Source organism: Rhizobium sp. CB3171 (assembly GCF_029714265.1).
In the GTDB taxonomy this organism is placed as follows: domain Bacteria; phylum Pseudomonadota; class Alphaproteobacteria; order Rhizobiales; family Rhizobiaceae; genus Rhizobium.
In genome coordinates this window covers 323,064-340,807 of record NZ_CP121654.1, presented here as the reverse complement: position 1 = coordinate 340,807, position 17,744 = coordinate 323,064, and the positions used below count along the sequence as shown (strand labels likewise).

Genomic DNA, 17,744 nt, shown 5'->3' with positions numbered 1-17,744 from the left:
TCTCAGCTCAGCAGAACTCTATGGTCGGCATTGCGCACGAGCAGGGCGTAAATCAGCGTGAACAGCCGGCGCGCGGTGTTGTTGTCGATGGTCACTTTCGTTGACAACCGGGCTCGAAGCAGTTCGGCAGCCTCGTTGTGGACGCCACGCCGACCCATATCGATAGCCTCAAGCCGCTCAGGTCCAGGGTGGCGGATGGCGTCGTAGTAGCTCTCGCAGATGCGAGCGTAGTCTCTAAGCAGCCGGCGGAAGGGCGTCAGCGACAGATAGTGACTGGCGACATGCTCGCCCTGATCATCAGCGACATGCAACGCCAGGCGCCCGTCGACCGCTTCGATCCTGAGACGATAGGGGCCACCGTCGTGACCGACCGGAATGAATGTATTGCATTCCAAAAGGTCGATGACCGCGAGCGCCTGCTCTCGCTCAATTCTCGCATCCCGGCCACGGAACGATCGGTCGAGCGATACGTCGCAAAGACGGTATTCCGCCGAGGTCATGACGCGGTCCTCCCTCACATCTCTTCCACGCACATGGGGACACCGATGCCGCCGCCGATGCAGAGTGTTGCAAGCCTCTTGGAAACGCCGCGGCGCCTCATTTCGAAGAGCAGAGTGTTAAGCGCGCGGGGGTCCGAGGCGCCGCGTTCGCGCGCCGGCGTATTGCCGAAACCTCCGTCGAAGGACCCGACCGCGGTGCGGGCGGCGCTGGCGATGACGATCGATGGGGTGCTCATGGTGGTCTCCTCTATGGTCCTTGCGAAGCCGGTAGAGACCGGCTCCAGCGTCTCGGCAATAAGCCGCAGGCCTAGTTGACGATGGTCGCCTCGGTCGCGCTGCGGATCTCGCCGTCTGTCACGCCCTCGGCAAGCTCGACCAGCTTCAGTCCGCCATCGACGACGTCGAACACACCAAGATTGGTGATGATCCGATCGACGACGCTCTTTCCGGTCAGCGGCAAGGTGCAGGCCTTCAGCACCTTGGATTCGCCGGCCTTGTTGGTGTGGTCCATGACGACCACCACCCGCTTGACGCCGGCGACCAGATCCATCGCGCCGCCCATGCCCTTGACGAGCTTGCCGGGGATCATCCAGTTGGCGAGATCGCCGTTCTCGGCCACTTCCATGGCACCGAGGATTGCCATAGCGATCTTGCCGCCGCGGATCATCGCAAAGCTCTGCGCGGAGTCGAAGAAGGCCGAATGCGGCAGCGCCGTCACCGTCTGCTTGCCGGCATTGATGAGATCGGCGTCGATCTCGATTTCGGTTGGAAAGGGACCGATGCCGAGCAGGCCGTTCTCCGACTGCAGCGTCACATGGACGCCTTCGGGGATGTAGTTGGCGACAAGCGTCGGAATGCCGATGCCGAGGTTGACGTAAGTGCCGTTTTCGAGTTCGCGGGCAGCGCGCGCCGCCATCTGGTTTCTGTCCCAGGCCATGTGTCTTCCCCCTGCCCTTCAAGCCACCGCGCGCGTGGTGCGCTGTTCGATGCGTTTCTCATGCTGACCCTGGATCAGACGATGCACGTAGATTCCCGGCACGTGGATATGGTCGGGATCGAGGCTGCCGACCGGTACGATCTCCTCGACTTCGGCGACGCAGATCTTGCCGCAGGTCGCGGCCGGCGGATTGAAGTTGCGGGCGGTCTTGCGGAAGACGAGATTGCCCGATGTGTCCGACTTCCATGCCTTGACGATCGAGAGGTCCGCGACGATCCCGGTCTCGAGAACATATGCCTCGCCGTTGAAGGACTTCGTCTCCTTGCTCTCGGCAACGACGGTACCGACCCCGGTCTTCGTATAGAACCCGGCAATGCCGGCGCCACCGGCACGCATCCGCTCGGCGAGCGTTCCCTGCGGGTTGAACTCCAGGTCCAGTTCGCCGCTGAGGTACTGGCGCATGAACTCGGCGTTCTCGCCGACATAGGACGAGATCATCTTCTTGATCTGCTTCGTCTTCAGCAGCACGCCGAGACCGAAGTCGTCAACACCGCAATTATTCGAGGCGATCGTCAGATCCTTGGTACCCGCCTCACGGATGGCACCGATCAGCAGTTCCGGAATACCGCAAAGACCGAAGCCACCCGCCGCAATGAACATGCCGTCGAACAGCAAGCCATCAAGCGCCAACGTCGGATTCTCGCAAATTTTGTTCATACTGCCCCCATCAGGTTCGTCGATCGCGACGCCGAGGCGCCTCGCAATTCAGTCTATTAGTTTCCGAACACCGCAGCGGTTCCGAACAGCTGCGTGCCATCTCGCTCACCCGCGATTGATGCAGATCACCTTCGGCTGGGTCATCTCTTCATAGGCGAAGTGCACGCCTTCTCGGCCCATGCTGCCGTATTTGAAGCCACCGAACGGCATGGCGTCGAAGCGATAGTCCGAGGAGTCATTGATCATCACGCCACCGGCCTCGATCCTGCTCGCCGCCTCCAGCGCCACAGACAGATTGCTGGTGAAGATGCCGGCGTGAAGGCTATATTCCGGCGCGTTGGCCAGATCGATGGCCTCATCGAGCGTCTCGAACGGTGCAAGCATGACCACAGGGGCGAACACTTCCTCGTGCCAAAGGGGGCAGGTTGTCGGTGTACCTTCCAGCACCGTCGGATGATAGAGCGACCCTTCACGCTTGTGACCACAAAGCAATTTGGCGCCGACAGCAATCGCTTCATTGACCGCTGCTTCGGTGCGCTCTGCCACTTCCTTCGAGATCATCGGACCGACATCTGTGTCCTCCCTCAGAGGATCGCCGGCCTTGAGCTTGTTCGTCGCGGCCAGGAACGCGTCACGGAATCGCTCATAAAGCTCGGCCTGGACAAGAACACGCTGCGCGCCGATGCAATTCTGTCCCGCGGCCCAGAAGGCGCCGGATACGCACCCTTCAACCGCCTTGTCAAAATCGCAGTCATTCATGACGACGACGGGCGCGTTGCCGCCGAGCTCCATTGCGAGTTTCTTGAGGCCCGCCTTCCGGCTGATCGCTTCTCCTGTGGCAAACCCACCGGTAAAGGAAACCATGCGGACGTCCCGTGCAGAGACCAAAGCCGTTACGATCTCTCTATCGCCGTGAATGACGGTGATAATCTCGCGAGGCAAACCTGCTTCCACCAAGGCTTCGACAAGGTTGATCGAGGAAAACGGCGTCAGGTTCGACGGCTTCAGCAGGACCGCGTTGCCGCCGGCGATCGCAGGACCAAGCTTATGAGCCACTAGGTTCAGCGGGTCGTTGTAAGGCGTAATTGCGGTGATGATGCCGAGGGGCTCGCGCGTGAACCAGCCCTGGCGCTGCTCCGATCCCACATAGGCATCGAACGGCACGATTTCGCCGGCATTGCGCTTTGCCTCTTCGGCAGACAGCTTCAACGTGTTGACGCAGCGAAACACTTCCTTGCGCGCCTGAACGATCGTCTTGCCGGCTTCGCGCACGATGGTTTCGGCGAAGATGTCGCGACGACGTTCGATGATTTGCGCCGCACCTTCAAGAATGGTTGCCCGCAGGTGCCTCGGCAAGGCACGAGAAAGCTCAGATCCGCGTTTGGCTCGAGCGATGAGTTCGCAGATTTCGCTCGCATCTGTCGGATCGATCGACCCTAAAAGAGACCCGTCGTAGGGACTGTAAACCGGTATAGACGACAAGCCCGACGTGATATGTAGTTTGGCAGCGGTCATAAAGCCAGCTTCCCTTCTCAGATGATACGCCAGCATGCGTGGCGGTTAACTTGCTTAATCAATGCACAACCCCATGACCGCCGCCGTGCTCCACTCGTCACGACGCACGAATGAGACCGGAGCTTGCATGGCGGTCCGGCTGACCCGACCGACTTCGCTTAGATTTTCTTGCCGTCGCGAACGAGGTCGTCGATCACACAGCGCACCGCCTTTTCGGCGATCGAGACGATCTCGTCGATTTCCGCCTTGGTGGTGACGAGCGGCGGCGCAAAGCCGAGGATGTCGCCATGCGGCATGGCCCGGGCGATGAGGCCGCGGTCGCGTGCGGCCTTGGAGACGCGAGCACCGATCTTCAGCGATGGATCGAAACGGGTTTTGTTCTCACGGTTGGCAACGAACTCGATCGCACCCATCAGGCCGACGCCACGCACTTCACCGACGATCGGCAGCTGTGCGAACTTCTCCTTGAGCTGCGCCTGGAAATAGGCGCCGACTTCGCGGGCGTTGCCGGGCAGGTTTTCCTTTTCGACGATGTCGAGCACCGCGTTTGCGGCGGCCGCGCCGATCGGGTGGCCGGAATAGGTATAGCCGTGCGAGAAGGCGCCGACCTTGTCAGCCCCTTCTTCCATGACCTTGTAAACCTTCTCACCGACGATCGAAGCCGAGAGAGGGAAGTACGCCGAGGTCAGGCCCTTGGCGACCGTTATGAGGTCGGGTTCGATGCCGTAGTGCTGCGAGCCGAACATCGAGCCGGTGCGGCCGAAGCCGGTGATCACTTCGTCGGCAATCAAAAGCACGTCGTGCTTCTTAAGCACCGCCTGGATCGCTTCCCAGTAGCCCTCCGGCGGCGGCGTGATGCCACCGGTGCCGAGCACCGGCTCGGCGATGAAGGCGCCGACATTGTCTGGACCCAGCGTCTCGATCATCTCGTCGAGCTCGGCAGCACGGCGGGCCGAGAACTCACGCTCTGTTTCGCCGGGGTCGGCACCCCAATAGTGGTGCGGAACGCCGGTATGATCGATCTGAGGCAGTGGCAGATCCATATGGTCGTGATAAAAGCTCATCCCGGTCATCGAGCCGGAGACGACGCTGCAGCCGTGATAGCCGCGCTCGCGCGAGATGATCTTCTTCTTCGTCGGCTTGCCGCGCAGATTGTTATAGTACCAGACGAGCTTGGCCTGGGTCTCGTTGGCGTCCGAGCCGGACATGCCGTAGAACACCTTGCTCATCTTGCCGGGCGCCATCTTCACGAGGCGGTCGGAGAGGATCGCCAGTTCGTCGGTCGTGTGCGCGGCGTAGGAGTGGTAATAGGCCAGGCGATAGGCCTGACGCGAGATCGCCTCGGCAACCTCGGTGCGGCCATAGCCGACGTTGACGCAATAGAGACCGGCAAAACCGTCGATCAGCTGATTGCCGTGCGCATCCTGGATACGGATCCCCGTGCCGGTCTCGACGATCGTCGGTTCGCCGAGTTTGCCAGTGGCAAAGTCCTTCAACTGCGTGAAGGGATGCAGGACCGAGTTGCGATCTTTTTCAGCGATGTCTTTGATGTTGATGGTCATTTTAACCCCTTCGGCCTCCGCTTTTCGGCTGCGAGTTGTTCTTCCTGTGAAATGGGCCAGATTAAGTGCGAGCAGCAGAACCTCGACCTGAGGATAGCTTTCGCTCGCCCGACCCGCTCAGATGATATTGCCTGCAGGTGCTAGCTTCATCGCACCATTTCGCTCGGGGGTGACGCAGGGTTCCTGCAATCTTTCTCGCTTTTTGCAGTAATTCGCTATCCATGCGGGCTTTGCTGACCCGTGCGGCCGGCTCCTTGGGTTGGATCGACCGCGGAGACATAGGTTAAAGAACAAAGCGGGGATCGAGGTTGTTTGAGGACAGACCCACCTCCGGTGAGATTGGAATGGTCAGGCCGCACTACCCACCTATCGCAAATCACGCCGGCAGCCGAAAATATCCACGAGGCCTACTTGACCAGCACTGTTCCCCCCAGGACATCGCGCTCGTTATGGGCACCATGGACGCTCCATTCAACCCGGTCGACTAATAGTGCGAACACACCCATCGCCAAAGTTTGCGACCTATCGATCGTTCCGTTCTTGTAGATCGGCACCGTCTCGTCGAACAGAACGACTTCTGCATCTTGACCGAGCCTTTGTCCCGCAGTCACCCGGTCCACAGCCGCCTGACGATCGCGGGAAGAGGCGCTAATCGTCTGCTCCAACTGGGCGAAATCTTCGAAGATCAAGTGGTTCGCATGGCCTTGGGGGCTGACGGCCTCCCGAATGGCGCAGCCTGAAGCGGGAGCCTCGATTGAGACAAGCCGCCGTGTTTTCGCCTCGCCGAGATTATGATGGAATCCACTGGCACGGTCCTTACGCTTGAGGATTTCTGCCGCATCGTCCAACGTCCTTGAGTCGAGGATGGCGCGGCAGATGATGTGTCGGGGCACCCCAGGCTGAAGATCATGCGCGGTGATGTTATTTATCGTCTGCACGAGCCCCATCTCATTGACGCCAAACGTGTGGCCGGGCAGCATGCCAGGATACATGAAACTGGCCCAGGCTGGTCCCTCGTCCGGCTCGACTTCAACCCAGAAGCAGGCACCGAGGAGCGCTTGGTCACCGTCCTCGTTGTGGGCAATCATTGCGGGACTGTCGCCCTGCGCCGGCAACAGAAGTGTCGTGCATCCATTGGCAGCAACCGCCCTTGTTGCCGGGGAGACATCCTCGGGAAGCCGAAGGTCTCCGCGGCAATTCCAGAGGAAGATCGAATCGAAATCTTGACCGGCGCCTTCGGCGATGCCCTCGATTTCGCGCACAAAACGGGGATAGGTTGCGCGCGCCGCAGCTTCTAGAGCCTTCAAATATCCAGATCGGCGCCACCGGGTATCCAACGCCCGATATTCTTCGGTGTACAAGACGCGCTCGCGGAAAGCAGAAGCGCTTGCTCTTCCGAGTACTATACCGATCGTGAAGGCATCGCCCTTCGCGCGGACGGGCGAAATGGGATTGTTGGCCATGTGACTTCCTCATCGTTTCTTTCGCAGAAGATAGGCAAAGAGAGCGGGTAGGAACGCTTTAATGGCGTGAGATCGCGTTCCCCGTTCAGAATCGTAGGGTGTCGGTCACTCTTCTGCAGGCGATCGATGCCACGGTGAAAGCTCGGTCGGAACGCGTCCCAGGTGCACGATGAACGACGATCCGCTGGCCGGCGTAACCGCCGGCCAGGAAACAGTGGGATCTATCTCTGCCCGCCGGCGAAAAGGCATTAGGCCTGTTGCTGAGGTGCCCAATTCAAGGAGACCACCCCGGCTTGTGACGAGACGTCATCGGGGGCGTTGTGGGATCAAGATTCCCCCCAAGGGATCGGACTCACGCAATGACGAGCAATTTGCGGGGGACATTGGACAGGAATTCGACCTCCCCCTCCGTGATCAAGAAACTTTCGGTAATTTCGATACCCCAGTCGTCGTACCAAAGCCCGGACATGAAATGAAATGTCATGCCTGGGCGCAGTACGGTCTTATCACCGTCGCGGAAGCTGGCGGAGTTCTCGCCCCATGCCGGCGGGTATCCCATGCCAATGGAGTAGCCGGCGCGGCTTGCCTTCTTCAAACCGTATTTCGCAAGGGCACTTCCGTAGGCCAGAGCGATATCTTCGCAGTAATTTCCAACGACAGCCCTTGCAAGGCCGGCGCTCATGCCCTCCAAGACGGCCTTCTCAGCATCCAGCATTTGCTGGCTCGGCTTACCGAGATAGTACGACCGAGAGAGTGGGCAATGGTATCGTTTGTGTACACCAGCAAGTTCGAAGAAAATGCTTTCGTTCGCACGAATGGGCTTATCGGTCCATGTCAGATGGGGAGCTGAGGCATCGGCGCCGGCCCCAAGGTTGGGTACGGCCGACGGATAGTCTCCCCAGTAGTCGCCCACACCGCGGGTGCCAACATAGGAGATTTCAGCGATTATGTCCGACTGTTTCACTCCCGGCCGCAGGACTTCTGTAATTCGCTCATACATTGCTTCGACAATCTTGCCGGCGCCGCGCATATATTCGATCTCACGAGGGGATTTGACGATGCGTTCCCAGTTGATCATCCGCATGGCGTTTTTGAAGCGCGCGTTCGGAAGTGCGGCGGTAAGGGCTTCGAAACCGGCCGGTGAGAAATAGTAACTGTCCTTCTCCAGACCGATTATGGCTGAACCGTGCCCCTCGTCCGTGAGGAACTGGCCAAGAACGGTCATTGGATGCAAGGTGTCTGATTGAACGTAGTGGTCCTCGTACCACCTGATCCGATCCTCGCCGATATATGCCGTTCGACGGCATCCATTGGCATCCTGACCACGGCCGAACCAAAGGGGATCCTTGTCCTTCGATACAACAACACATTGTGGCACGTAGAACGAGTTGCCCTCGTAACCGGTAAGCCAGCCCATGTTAGCGGGATCGGTAACGACCAGTACGTCTATGCCAGCTCGCTCCATGGCGCTGCGTGCCTTCTCGAGGCGTGTTCTGTATTCAGAAAGTTCGAACCGTAGTTTCTCGTCAGACATTTCAGTTCCTTTAGATTTGGGTGCGCTTAGTCAGACGCGGGCGGCCACAGTCGCGAGCGTCAGTTTGCAGAGGTCGGTGATGTCGTAGATAGGCAGTCCTGTCTTCAGCCGAAGGGCATTTGCAACGACAGGAAAGCCAGTGCACTCGAAGAGAATCATCGCAATCTCGGGATGATCGGAGCGCAGTTGATCGATACGGGCACCGACTTCCTGCTGGATCTGATCCAGCGCTGTGCGCACGAACGGCCGCGCCACGGCATTGCGCACGTATACGCCACCTTCGATACCTCCGACGACCACGCGCTTCCGATCCGCCGGGTGTTGGATGCCCAACAGGTCTTCGGTGCAATGTCGCGAGTCCGCTGTTAATACCGCGAGCTTTTTCGCGGGCGATAGCTGACGCAACAAAGTCGGGATGAGTAGCAGGCTTGAGGTTATGATGGGTACATTGACTGCTGCAGAGATTGCAGACTGGTGGCGGATAAGGAAACCGCAGTCAGCGGCAATAACGTTGGCACCTCGATCGACCAATCGCTGTGCAGCCGCAATGCAGGCGTATTCCAGCGAAGCATCACCTCGAATGACAACATCTGCAAAGGCGCCTTCCACCATTTCCGTGATCACAGGCCCGCCAAACGTTGCCGGGTGCAACAGGGATCCTTCGCGCGGGCTAAAAACCGGACTGTCTGGCGACACGCCTTCATCCAGCTCAAGTAGTCCAAGAACAGTGCTGCTTTGCGAAGTCATAATGAAGTCCTTGATTTCGAATGGGTTTGGTCAACGCGAGTATCGTAAGACGTGTGAACGTGCTCGACCGCGCCTCACGTCCAGGCGGCCCCCGACTTCAGTTTGCCGGCCCAGACTTCCGGCACGTCATCAGTCGATGGTGGTTCCGGCTTTGATGGCCAGCGCTCTTGCGAAAGCAAGATTTGCAATGGCAGTGTCTTGAATACCCGTCCCTGTCAGATCGGCGATCGTGATCTGGCGATCGTCGGTGCGTCCGGCCACAGCACCCGCAACAATCTGGCCGAGTTCGCGAAGGGCACGATCTTCCGCGACAGCCCCGGCCTCGATTGCGTGATGCAACTCACCAAGGCGTCGCGTCTGAGCGAGGCTGTCAGCCACGTAGAGATCGGCGCGCGCAATAGCCTCGGCCTCTACTTCGTTCTTGTGTTCGGCATCGGAGCCCATCGCCGTGATGTGCTGTCCTTGTTCGAGCCATCGAGCTTCTAGGATCGGTCGATCAGCCGGCGTTGTGGTGATGATCACATGCGCACCGGTAACGGCAGCTTCCCGGCTATCGCAAGCGATGACACTGATGCCCAATTGGTCAGACAGTTCTCGGGCCGTCTTCTCGGCTTTGGAAGCGTCACGCGCCCAGATCCGCGCCTCACGAATTTGTCGGACCAGCATGAGCGCCTGCAATTGCAGGCGCGCCTGCATACCAGCGCCAAAGACAGCAGCCACCGACGCGTCTTTGCGGGCGAGGTGCATTGCAGCCACGGCACCTGCCGCGGCTGTGCGAACATCGGTGAGATAGCCATTATCCAGCAACAATGCCTGAACCAAACCGGTCTTGCTTGACAGCAAAACCATCAGGCCGTTTGTACTCGGTAAGCCAATTTCCGGATTGCCGAAAAAGCCGGGGCTGATCTTGATGGCGAAGCCATCGAGACCAGGTACGTAGGCCGTCTTGACGTCGACCTCACCGCGATGCTCCAAAATATCGAGGCGAAGAATTGGCGGCATCACCACTTTTTTTGTTGCAAGCGTGCGAAATGCCTCTTCCACACAACGCACAGCCTCCAGATCAAGAGTCACCAGATCTCTCAGTTGCCGTTCAGTCAAAATAGTCATTGATTTCATGACGCGGTCCTCGGAAGAATATCTGCTGTCTCATCGCCCACGACGCGACGATGTAGATTCATATCGATGTTGCGGCCCGACAGCACAATCACGACGGGTCCGTGAAGGTTGCGCACTTTGTTCGCTAGGAGCGCCGCGATGCCAATCGCCCCTGCGCCTTCGACGATTTCGCGCTCCTGGAGATATGCATGTCGGATGCCAGCCGCTATTTCGGCTTCGCTCAACAAAATGACATCGTCCAACAGCTCGCGGCACATGGAAAAAGTCCATTGATTGGCGAGACCAATCCCGCCGCCGAGCGAATCCGCCAGACTTTCAAACTCATCAACATGCACCGGGCGACCTGCATCGAGGCTTGCCTTCATCGCGGCTCCGCGATCCATCGTGAGCCCGATAATCCGCACATCCGGCCGATGGCTTTTCACTGCTGCCGCCACGCCAGAGGCCAGACCGCCGCCCGAAAGCTGGATAAGCACGGTTGCCACGTCCGGCAGCGCTTCGAGGATTTCTAGCCCTAGCGTACCTTGGCCGGCGATGATTGCCGGGTGATCGAACGGCGGGACGAGGCACCGTCCCTCGCCCGCCAATCTCTCGGCCTCTTCCTGAGCGTCATCCTGGGATTTTCCGACGATACGGACCTCGGCGCCCAGCCTGCGAATCTCCGAGACCTTATTTTCGGGGACCAGGTTTGACATGCAGATCGTTGCCGTCACACCGCAGGTGTTGGCAGCGAACGATAGAGCACGACCGTGATTGCCCGTCGACGCGGCCACAACGCCGCGTGCCCGCTCGCCTTCGGACAGTTGAAGAATGGCATTGAAGGCGCCGCGCAACTTGAAACTGCCCGTCGTCTGGTGGTGCTCAAGCTTTAGATAAACAGGCACAGTGCAGTGGTTCGACAGGGACGGAGAGTGCGTGAGCGGCGTAGTAAGTATGTGGTCTTTGATACGCCTTTTTGCGCCTTCAATGTCATTGAGATCAATCATCAAAGTCCTCCCTCCGCACGCCGCTCGTTACGCGCTCTGAAACAGTTCCCAGCAGTAGCGGATCGCCAGTTCGGTTGTCGGCACGAGGGTCTGGTCGGACACCCCGAACGTCGGCGTATGGACGCCGGACTCGTTTCCCGGCTCCTTGCTGCCGAACCAGAAATAGATTGACGGGACGCAGCTGGAGTAAAAACCAAAGTCATCGCTGCCGGAGCTTGCCGAACCCTCGACATATCTGTCCTCGCCATCGGACTGCACGACGATCTGCTTGAACCGCTCGACCATTGAGCTGTCGTTGACCACAGGAGGCTCGCCCGCGTGTGAGCTAAATTCAGCCCGGCCCCGATGGATCGCAGCAACGCCCTCGGCAATTTCGCGCACCCGTTGAACCAGCAACTTTCTCCTCTCGGGACTGCTTGTCCGGATTGTTCCGGTCATTGTGACCGAGGGGCAGATTATGTTCGTCGCTTCCCCACCGTGGATCGTGCCGATCGTAACGACAGCGCCATCATCAACCGGCATTTCGCGCGACACCACCTTCTGAACTTCGTTGATAAAGGCGCCTGCTATCGCGATCGCGTCCACGCCCAAGTGAGGCTTGGCGCCGTGCGCCATCGTTCCGAAAAATTCGAGCGAGAACTGATCCGCCGACTTTGTTACGGCGCCGGCACGCGCTCCATAGGAGCCGGCTGGGATGTCAGTTCGGACATGAAATCCCACTGCAGCGTCGAACCCGTCCAGCAAGTCCTCTTCAACGACAGTCCGGCCACCAAGTGGTTCTGCTTCTTCCGCAGGCTGAAAGAAGACCCGCAGCCTTCCTGAGAAATTTTCGCGCATGCGATGGAAGGCGAGCGCCGCTCCCAAGGCGATTGAGCCATGCATGTCGTGACCGCACGCGTGCATGACGCCTGGCACTTGCGACCGATACGCTAGGTCGTCGCGGGCTTCCTGAATGGGAAGCGCATCGATGTCTCCACGCATTGCGATCGAACGATTTGCGCCTGGAGCCAAACCCTGGATATCGACATAGACGCCGGTCTTGTGGAACGTCTTTGCTTCGGTAAGGCCGAAGGCAGCCAAGGTCTCGATGATCCGTTTCTGGGTCTTCCACTCGTTGTTGGAAAGTTCGGGCTCGCGATGCATGGCGTGCCGCATCTCGATGACTGCATTACGCTCGACCTCGGAGAGGAAGTTGTTCGTAGTGGCGTTCATGGTGGTCTCCTGGTCATTCGTCATGGTGTCTGTATTGTCGCAGCTAGCAGCAGCGGAGCTGCGCGGCTCGTCGATTTGAATGCACATCACGCAGGGTTCCTGCATAAATGGACGCTGGCTTCGGTCGCCGCGACCTACGCCTCGAGTGGGATAGCGAAGCTTGCCTTAAGACGGTCCATCACAACCATGGTCTTGAAGCCTTTGATATCCGCGTTTTCATAGAAGAACCGACGCGTGAAGTGCTCGTAATCCTGCATGTCTTTTGCGGTGATCACGAGCATGAAGTCGGCATCTCCCGTTACGTAGAAGCCCATCATTACCTCACGCGTATTTCGTATCGCCGCCTTGAAACGATCGACGATGTCGGCCCTTTCCCGTTCAAGGGACACCATGACGATCATGGTGATATGTCGTCCCACTGCCTTGGGCGAGACGATGGAGACGTCTCCCTCGATTACGCCCTCGTTGCGTAACCTTCTCAAGCGCCGTTGGCATGCCGTCGGCGAGAGGTGGACCATCCCCGCGAGTTCTTCAGAGGTCAGGCGGTTGTTTTTCTGAACGGCTTGGAGAAGCGCAATGTCGGCGCGATCGAGTTCAACCATCACCTACCTCCCCGAACAGCAATCTGGGGAGCCCGTGCGGAGCCTGCAACGCCGATACGGCCTCGCATGTCGGTTGCTTCTCGGTTTCCGGCGCAGATACTCGTCCGAACTGGGTCACACCATTTCGGAAACGAGCAAGCCATACTGGAATCAGACGAGTATGCACCGAATTCAGTCTCTATTTGAAGAAGAGCTTGCGCGGAGTCTTCGTCAGGGGCTCGTAACCCGCGTCGGAGACCGCAAAGCTCTGAGTGATCGTGATCCCGACATTGTCGAGCCACAGACCAGGCATCATGTGGAACACCATACCCGGCTTGAGTACGGTTTCGTCGCCCTTGCGAATACTAGCGGTGCGTTCGCCAGAGGCCGGAGGGAACCCGATGCCGGTCGGATAACCGATGCGGGACTCTTTCTCGATGCCGTGGCGGGCAAGAGACTTCCGGAAATCGCCGTCAACCTCCGAGCAGGTGCGACCGGGTCGAACCGCTTCCAGCCCGGCGTTCAAGGCCTCAACAGCAATTTCCGAGAGGTTCAAGAAAGCGGATGACGGCTGGCCGACGACGATCGTGCGCGCCAGATTGACCTGGTAGCGATGTCGGCATCCGTTCAGTTCGAGATTGACAACGGTAGACTCCGGCAGGGGGTCGTCCGTCCAGGCGGCATGTGGTGCGATCGAGCGCTCGCCAATGCAGAGATCCGGAGGGCAACAGGGATAATCACCACCGAACTCAGGTGTGCCAGAAATCTGCTGGTGATAGATCGCAGCCGCAATATCGCACTCACGAACCCCGGCGCGCACCGTATCAATGACGCGCGTCATGGCGGCATCTGCAAGTTGGCCAGCTTGACGCATGATGGCGACTTCGGCCGGGCTCTTCACGAGGCGGATCCATCCCACCAGAAGGTCGGCGTCGACGAACTTGGCATTGGGCAGTGCCTGGGTCAGGTCGGCGTGGCCGCGAGCAGGATAGTAGTAGCCCCCCATTTCTACGCCGATACGCGCCTTTTCGCCGCCGAGCTCCTTCACGATATCGGCCATGAAGGTATAGGCTGACAGCGTTGGCGATTGAACATAAGTGTCGGGGTAGGCCCGGATGTTGTCCTCGGACAAATAGGTCGTCATCGAGGCCGAAACGCGGTCCATGAAACGACCGATCCAAATCGGTTCTGCATGGTTCTGAGCCACAATCACCATTTGGGGCGTATAGAAGGAATATGCATTATAGCCGGTAAGGTAGTTCTGATTAGGTGGTTCCGAGAGAAGCAGGAAATCGATCCCTCTCTTCGCCATTTCCGCCTTAACGGCTGCGAGGCGCGCCCGGAATTCACTAATTTCGAAATGCAGTTCCTTTATCACGTCATTCTCCAGGTACGAAATAATGGGATCCCTCGACTAGGGAGAGTGAACACGGGCCAGAGTTTGCGTCTCTGTGCCGCTTGCCCACTAGTCGATCGTCGAGCGCCGCTGTCGAAATCATGATACAGGAATCAATACTGTCGTGCAACAATCGTTTTATTTTCTTCCTTGTGGCACGAATGTATCGGCGGAAATCTGGGATCAGGTTATCCAATATCCGATCGCTCAAAGCGGATGCGTTGCGAACTCACGAGCTACGTTTTCATCGATTGGGGTATCGAAGGTCATGAGAATGTAACCGAGTACGGAGTAGAAGCCGACGGTCGCCATCAGGTCAAAGACGGCTCGCTCTCCCATGGTGGAAGAAATCGCCCGCTCAATGTGAGAAGGCAGACGCCGTTCATCAAAGAGCGCGTCGACAGCAGCGGCAATTAGGCCATCCTCTCCATCCGGAGCGCCAGCCATGGCCCGTATGCGTACATCCGCAATACCAAGAGCACGGGCGCGGCTGACGTGATGGGCCCATTCGTATGCGGACCCCATCCGATGTGCCGCGCGCAGAATGACCAGCTCGGACCGGACAGCGCCCAACGCGCTTTCCTTGACGACATGCTGCCGCAGCGGCGCCCACGCTCTCAGGAGCGCGGGGTGATGAGCCATGGTGCGATAGACATTGAGGGCGCCCGCAAAGCCAGCTTTCATATCCGCAATGTCTGCGGGCCACATGTCGTCTGAGATTGGCGGGCAGGATGATGTCGTCATTTGGAGAAAACCCTCAGTCTGCTACAGCGGCGCGGATGGCGTCGGAAAGCCGTTCGACAATCAAGTCGACCTCATTGGGTTGAATGATATACGGCGGCGCCAGCAGCACATGGTCGCCCTGCGCGCCGTCGATCGTACCGCCCATTGGGTAGCACATCAGGCCTCTACGCATGGCTTCCTTCTTGATCCGGGAATGCATCTTGCGGGCCGGGTCGAAGGGTTGTTTGGTGTCTTTGTCGGCGACGATCTCGACGCCGCGGAAAAGACCGCGGCCACGGATGTCGCCGACATAGGGCGACTGTCCAAGCGCTTCATCGAGCCCGGCCTGGAGGCGATCGCCCATCCGGATGACGTTTGCCATCATGTCCGGGCGCGTGATTATTTCAACCACCTTACTGGCTGCCGCTGCTGCGATCGGATGCCCGATATAGGTATGCCCATGCTGGAACAGACCAGACCCGTCGGCGAACGCACGGTAGATCTTTTCGGAGAGCAATACCGCCCCAATCGGCTGAAAGCCTCCGCCCAGTCCCTTCGCAATCGTGACCAGATCCGCGACAATGCCTTCCTGCTCCATAGCGAAGATTGTGCCGGTACGCCCCATTCCGCACATGACCTCGTCGAGGATAAGCAAGATGCCATACTTGTCGCACACCTGCCGAACCCGCTTGAAATAGTCCGCAACCGGGCCAACGGCGCCCAGCGTCGCACCGACCACCGGCTCGGCGACGAAAGCCATGACCTGGTCCGCGCCAAGTTCAAGAACCTTGTCTTCCAACTCCACAGCAAGACGCTCGGCATAAGCCTCCGGCGTTTCGCCCACCTTCAGGTCGCGGTAGGCATAGCAGGGAGAAACATGATGCGTTTCAGGCAAGATTGGCTTGAACTGGGCACGGCGCCAGGCATTGCCGCCTGTTGCCAAGGCACCGATCGTATTGCCGTGATAGCTCTGCCGACGTGCGATGATGTGGCGCCGCTGCGGCTGCCCGACTTCGACAAAATACTGGCGCGCCATTTTGAGAGCGGCCTCTACAGCCTCCGAACCGCCAGACACCAGATAGACATAATCGAGGCCTTCGGGCGCAAGTTCGACCAATTGCTCGGCAAGCCGCTCGGCGACATCGGTCGTGAAGAACGACGTGTGGGCGTAGCTGATCCGCCCCATCTGTACCTTCATTGCGTCCAGAACTTCTGGATGATTGTGCCCGAGGCAACTGACTGCGGCGCCCCCCGACCCATCCAGGTAGCTCCTGCCCTCGCTATCCACGACGTAGATGCCCTCCCCCGCGACCGCGGTTGGCAGAGTTGTTCCGATCGTTCGATGGAGAATTTTGGTCATGGTCATCTCGGGGTGCTTATCCGTCCGGCTTTCGAACGTTTCCATCCATTGATTTGCAGGTTTTGCGAAAATATGCAACAACTGTTTTATAAATCGTGTTTTGATGCATTTGTTTTCCTGCTCTCAGGTCAGTGTTTTTAGAGCGGTTGTGATGTGAGATAGCCGCCGGCTGTTTGACTTTTTAGTTCCAGAGAGAGATGGTCCAGGTGAATTATGACATCGTATGTGAGGCAAATGTTGCAAAAGGGCCCATTACACGCTCGGATCATCGAGCGATTCGACGACATGTCCGAGCAGTTGCAGCAAGCGGCTCGACACATATTGGAACATCCTCAGGAGGTGGCGCTCGTTTCGATGCGCGAACTCGCGCGCAATGCCGGTGTTCAGCCATCGACAATGACGCGGTTGGCGAAGTTTCTTGAATTCTCAGGATATGAAGATTTCCGAGAGCAGCACGCCGACGTCATCAGGGTGAGCGCCGACGGCTTTGCGGCCCGGGCTTTACAAAGAGATGAAGGGGCAGCGAATGGTGAGGGCTTGGCTTATAGGATGCTCCAAGGTCTCTCGGCGCAGATCGATCGGCTCCGCGACCCTGATACGATTTCGCGTTTGGATACAATGGCAGACCACTTGGCAAAAGCCAGGCGGATTTTCGTGCTCGGCTTGCGCTCTTGCCACTCGGTGGCGTGGCATTTCCACTACGTCATGACCTTGCTCGGCGAAAAAACTGTCCACTTGGATGGTCCCGCGGGAACAAGCGGCGACCCCCTCATCCGCGCAACTCATGAGGACGTGCTTTTGGCGATTTCCATCAATCCTTATTCGCTTCAGACGCTTGAGCTTGCCGAGGCCGCTCGTGAGAAGGGGCTGCCCATCCTGGCGATCACCGACAGCGAAGTGTCTCCCCTAGTGACGATTGCCGAGCACGTTGTCTTCTTCCCGACTGAAAGCCAAACATTCTTTCACACGCTGGCGCCGGCGCTGGCCGTCTCTGAAGTTTTATGTGGTCTACTGGCGAGCCGAGACCGTGCGGCGGCGTTGAAAGAGTTGAAGCTCGCCGACCGCCATCTTTCCGCGCTGAACACGTATGCGACGTCCATTCCGCGACGAAAGATTTAGCGACATTGACGAGGCCGGCTACTCGCGCAGTGGCCGTCTTCGAGCAACTCCCCACCTCGGCCACTGCGATTGACGTCTCTCGGACATCCGTCGATGTCCACTCAGCACCTGGCGCATGACGTCTGAATGCGTCAATGAGCTCAGAGCCTGCCGAGAAAGTCACATTGGCACCGTCGGGTCGGACCACAATGGACGGATGAGATCCGTTACGCTGTCAATGCATGGAGCGTCTGCGAGCAAAGAGCCTGTCCCAGTTCGCTCCGGGACAGGCAA

The 17,744-nt window shown here is 58.6% G+C and carries 16 protein-coding genes and 1 pseudogene; 1 reads left to right on the top strand and 16 read right to left on the bottom strand.

Features of this window, described 5'->3' with window-relative positions:
* Positions 1 to 2: 2 nt before the first annotated feature.
* From QA648_RS33605 to QA648_RS33530, 16 genes and pseudogenes are all read right to left on the bottom strand, one after another.
* Entirely contained in the window at positions 3 to 500 is a 498-nt protein-coding gene (locus QA648_RS33605; RefSeq protein ID WP_283054392.1) for a UPF0262 family protein, read from the bottom strand.
* A 14-nt stretch (positions 501 to 514) separates the two neighbouring features.
* Positions 515 to 643: pseudogene (locus QA648_RS33600) on the bottom strand (acetyl-CoA C-acetyltransferase); the annotation flags it as partial.
* 164 nt (positions 644 to 807) lie between these two features.
* Complete coding sequence (locus QA648_RS33595; protein WP_283054391.1) at positions 808 to 1,437, bottom strand: 3-oxoacid CoA-transferase subunit B; 630 nt, start codon at positions 1,435 to 1,437, stop codon at positions 808 to 810.
* Positions 1,438 to 1,455: 18 nt separating this feature from the next.
* Positions 1,456 to 2,154 (bottom strand): CoA transferase subunit A, encoded by a 699-nt coding sequence (locus QA648_RS33590; RefSeq protein WP_283054390.1) that lies wholly within the window; start codon positions 2,152 to 2,154, stop codon positions 1,456 to 1,458.
* 105 nt (positions 2,155 to 2,259) lie between these two features.
* Positions 2,260 to 3,669 carry an aldehyde dehydrogenase family protein gene (locus QA648_RS33585; RefSeq protein WP_283054389.1) on the bottom strand — a complete coding sequence of 470 codons (1,410 nt, stop codon included), beginning with the start codon at positions 3,667 to 3,669 and terminating at the stop codon, positions 2,260 to 2,262.
* Between the two features lie 158 nt (positions 3,670 to 3,827).
* Positions 3,828 to 5,231, bottom strand: coding sequence for an aspartate aminotransferase family protein (locus tag QA648_RS33580; protein WP_283054388.1), 1,404 nt, complete (start codon positions 5,229 to 5,231; stop codon positions 3,828 to 3,830).
* A gap of 407 nt (positions 5,232 to 5,638) precedes the next feature.
* Positions 5,639 to 6,694, bottom strand: coding sequence for a C45 family peptidase (locus tag QA648_RS33575; RefSeq protein ID WP_283054387.1), 1,056 nt, complete (start codon positions 6,692 to 6,694; stop codon positions 5,639 to 5,641).
* 352 nt (positions 6,695 to 7,046) lie between these two features.
* Positions 7,047 to 8,228 carry a Xaa-Pro peptidase family protein gene (locus QA648_RS33570; RefSeq protein ID WP_283054386.1) on the bottom strand — a complete coding sequence of 394 codons (1,182 nt, stop codon included), beginning with the start codon at positions 8,226 to 8,228 and terminating at the stop codon, positions 7,047 to 7,049.
* Positions 8,229 to 8,258: 30 nt separating this feature from the next.
* Positions 8,259 to 8,975 (bottom strand): hypothetical protein, encoded by a 717-nt coding sequence (locus QA648_RS33565; RefSeq protein ID WP_283054385.1) that lies wholly within the window; start codon positions 8,973 to 8,975, stop codon positions 8,259 to 8,261.
* A gap of 129 nt (positions 8,976 to 9,104) precedes the next feature.
* The gene (eutC, locus tag QA648_RS33560; RefSeq protein WP_283054384.1) at positions 9,105 to 10,094 is read right to left on the bottom strand and encodes an ectoine utilization protein EutC; all 990 of its coding nucleotides are present in this window, start codon (positions 10,092 to 10,094) and stop codon (positions 9,105 to 9,107) included.
* The gene (gene eutB, locus QA648_RS33555) at positions 10,091 to 11,080 is read right to left on the bottom strand and encodes a hydroxyectoine utilization dehydratase EutB (protein ID WP_283054383.1); all 990 of its coding nucleotides are present in this window, start codon (positions 11,078 to 11,080) and stop codon (positions 10,091 to 10,093) included. The genes eutC and eutB overlap by 4 nt, the downstream gene beginning before the upstream one ends.
* 27 nt (positions 11,081 to 11,107) lie before the next feature.
* Complete coding sequence (locus QA648_RS33550; protein ID WP_283054382.1) at positions 11,108 to 12,292, bottom strand: M20 family metallopeptidase; 1,185 nt, start codon at positions 12,290 to 12,292, stop codon at positions 11,108 to 11,110.
* 134 nt (positions 12,293 to 12,426) lie between these two features.
* A complete protein-coding gene (locus tag QA648_RS33545) occupies positions 12,427 to 12,894 on the bottom strand; it encodes an Lrp/AsnC family transcriptional regulator (RefSeq protein ID WP_283054381.1) in 468 nt (155 codons plus the stop codon).
* Between the two features lie 178 nt (positions 12,895 to 13,072).
* Positions 13,073 to 14,251, bottom strand: coding sequence for a Xaa-Pro peptidase family protein (locus tag QA648_RS33540; protein ID WP_283054380.1), 1,179 nt, complete (start codon positions 14,249 to 14,251; stop codon positions 13,073 to 13,075).
* A gap of 225 nt (positions 14,252 to 14,476) precedes the next feature.
* Positions 14,477 to 15,013, bottom strand: a complete 537-nt coding sequence (locus QA648_RS33535) for a carboxymuconolactone decarboxylase family protein (RefSeq protein ID WP_283054379.1) — start codon at positions 15,011 to 15,013, stop codon at positions 14,477 to 14,479.
* A 13-nt stretch (positions 15,014 to 15,026) separates the two neighbouring features.
* Positions 15,027 to 16,352 carry an aspartate aminotransferase family protein gene (locus tag QA648_RS33530; protein WP_283054759.1) on the bottom strand — a complete coding sequence of 442 codons (1,326 nt, stop codon included), beginning with the start codon at positions 16,350 to 16,352 and terminating at the stop codon, positions 15,027 to 15,029.
* A gap of 234 nt (positions 16,353 to 16,586) precedes the next feature.
* On the opposite strand from QA648_RS33530, the gene QA648_RS33525 reads away from it, so the two are divergent.
* Positions 16,587 to 17,471 carry a MurR/RpiR family transcriptional regulator gene (locus QA648_RS33525; protein WP_283054378.1) on the top strand — a complete coding sequence of 295 codons (885 nt, stop codon included), beginning with the start codon at positions 16,587 to 16,589 and terminating at the stop codon, positions 17,469 to 17,471.
* The last annotated feature ends 273 nt before the right edge of the window (positions 17,472 to 17,744 follow it).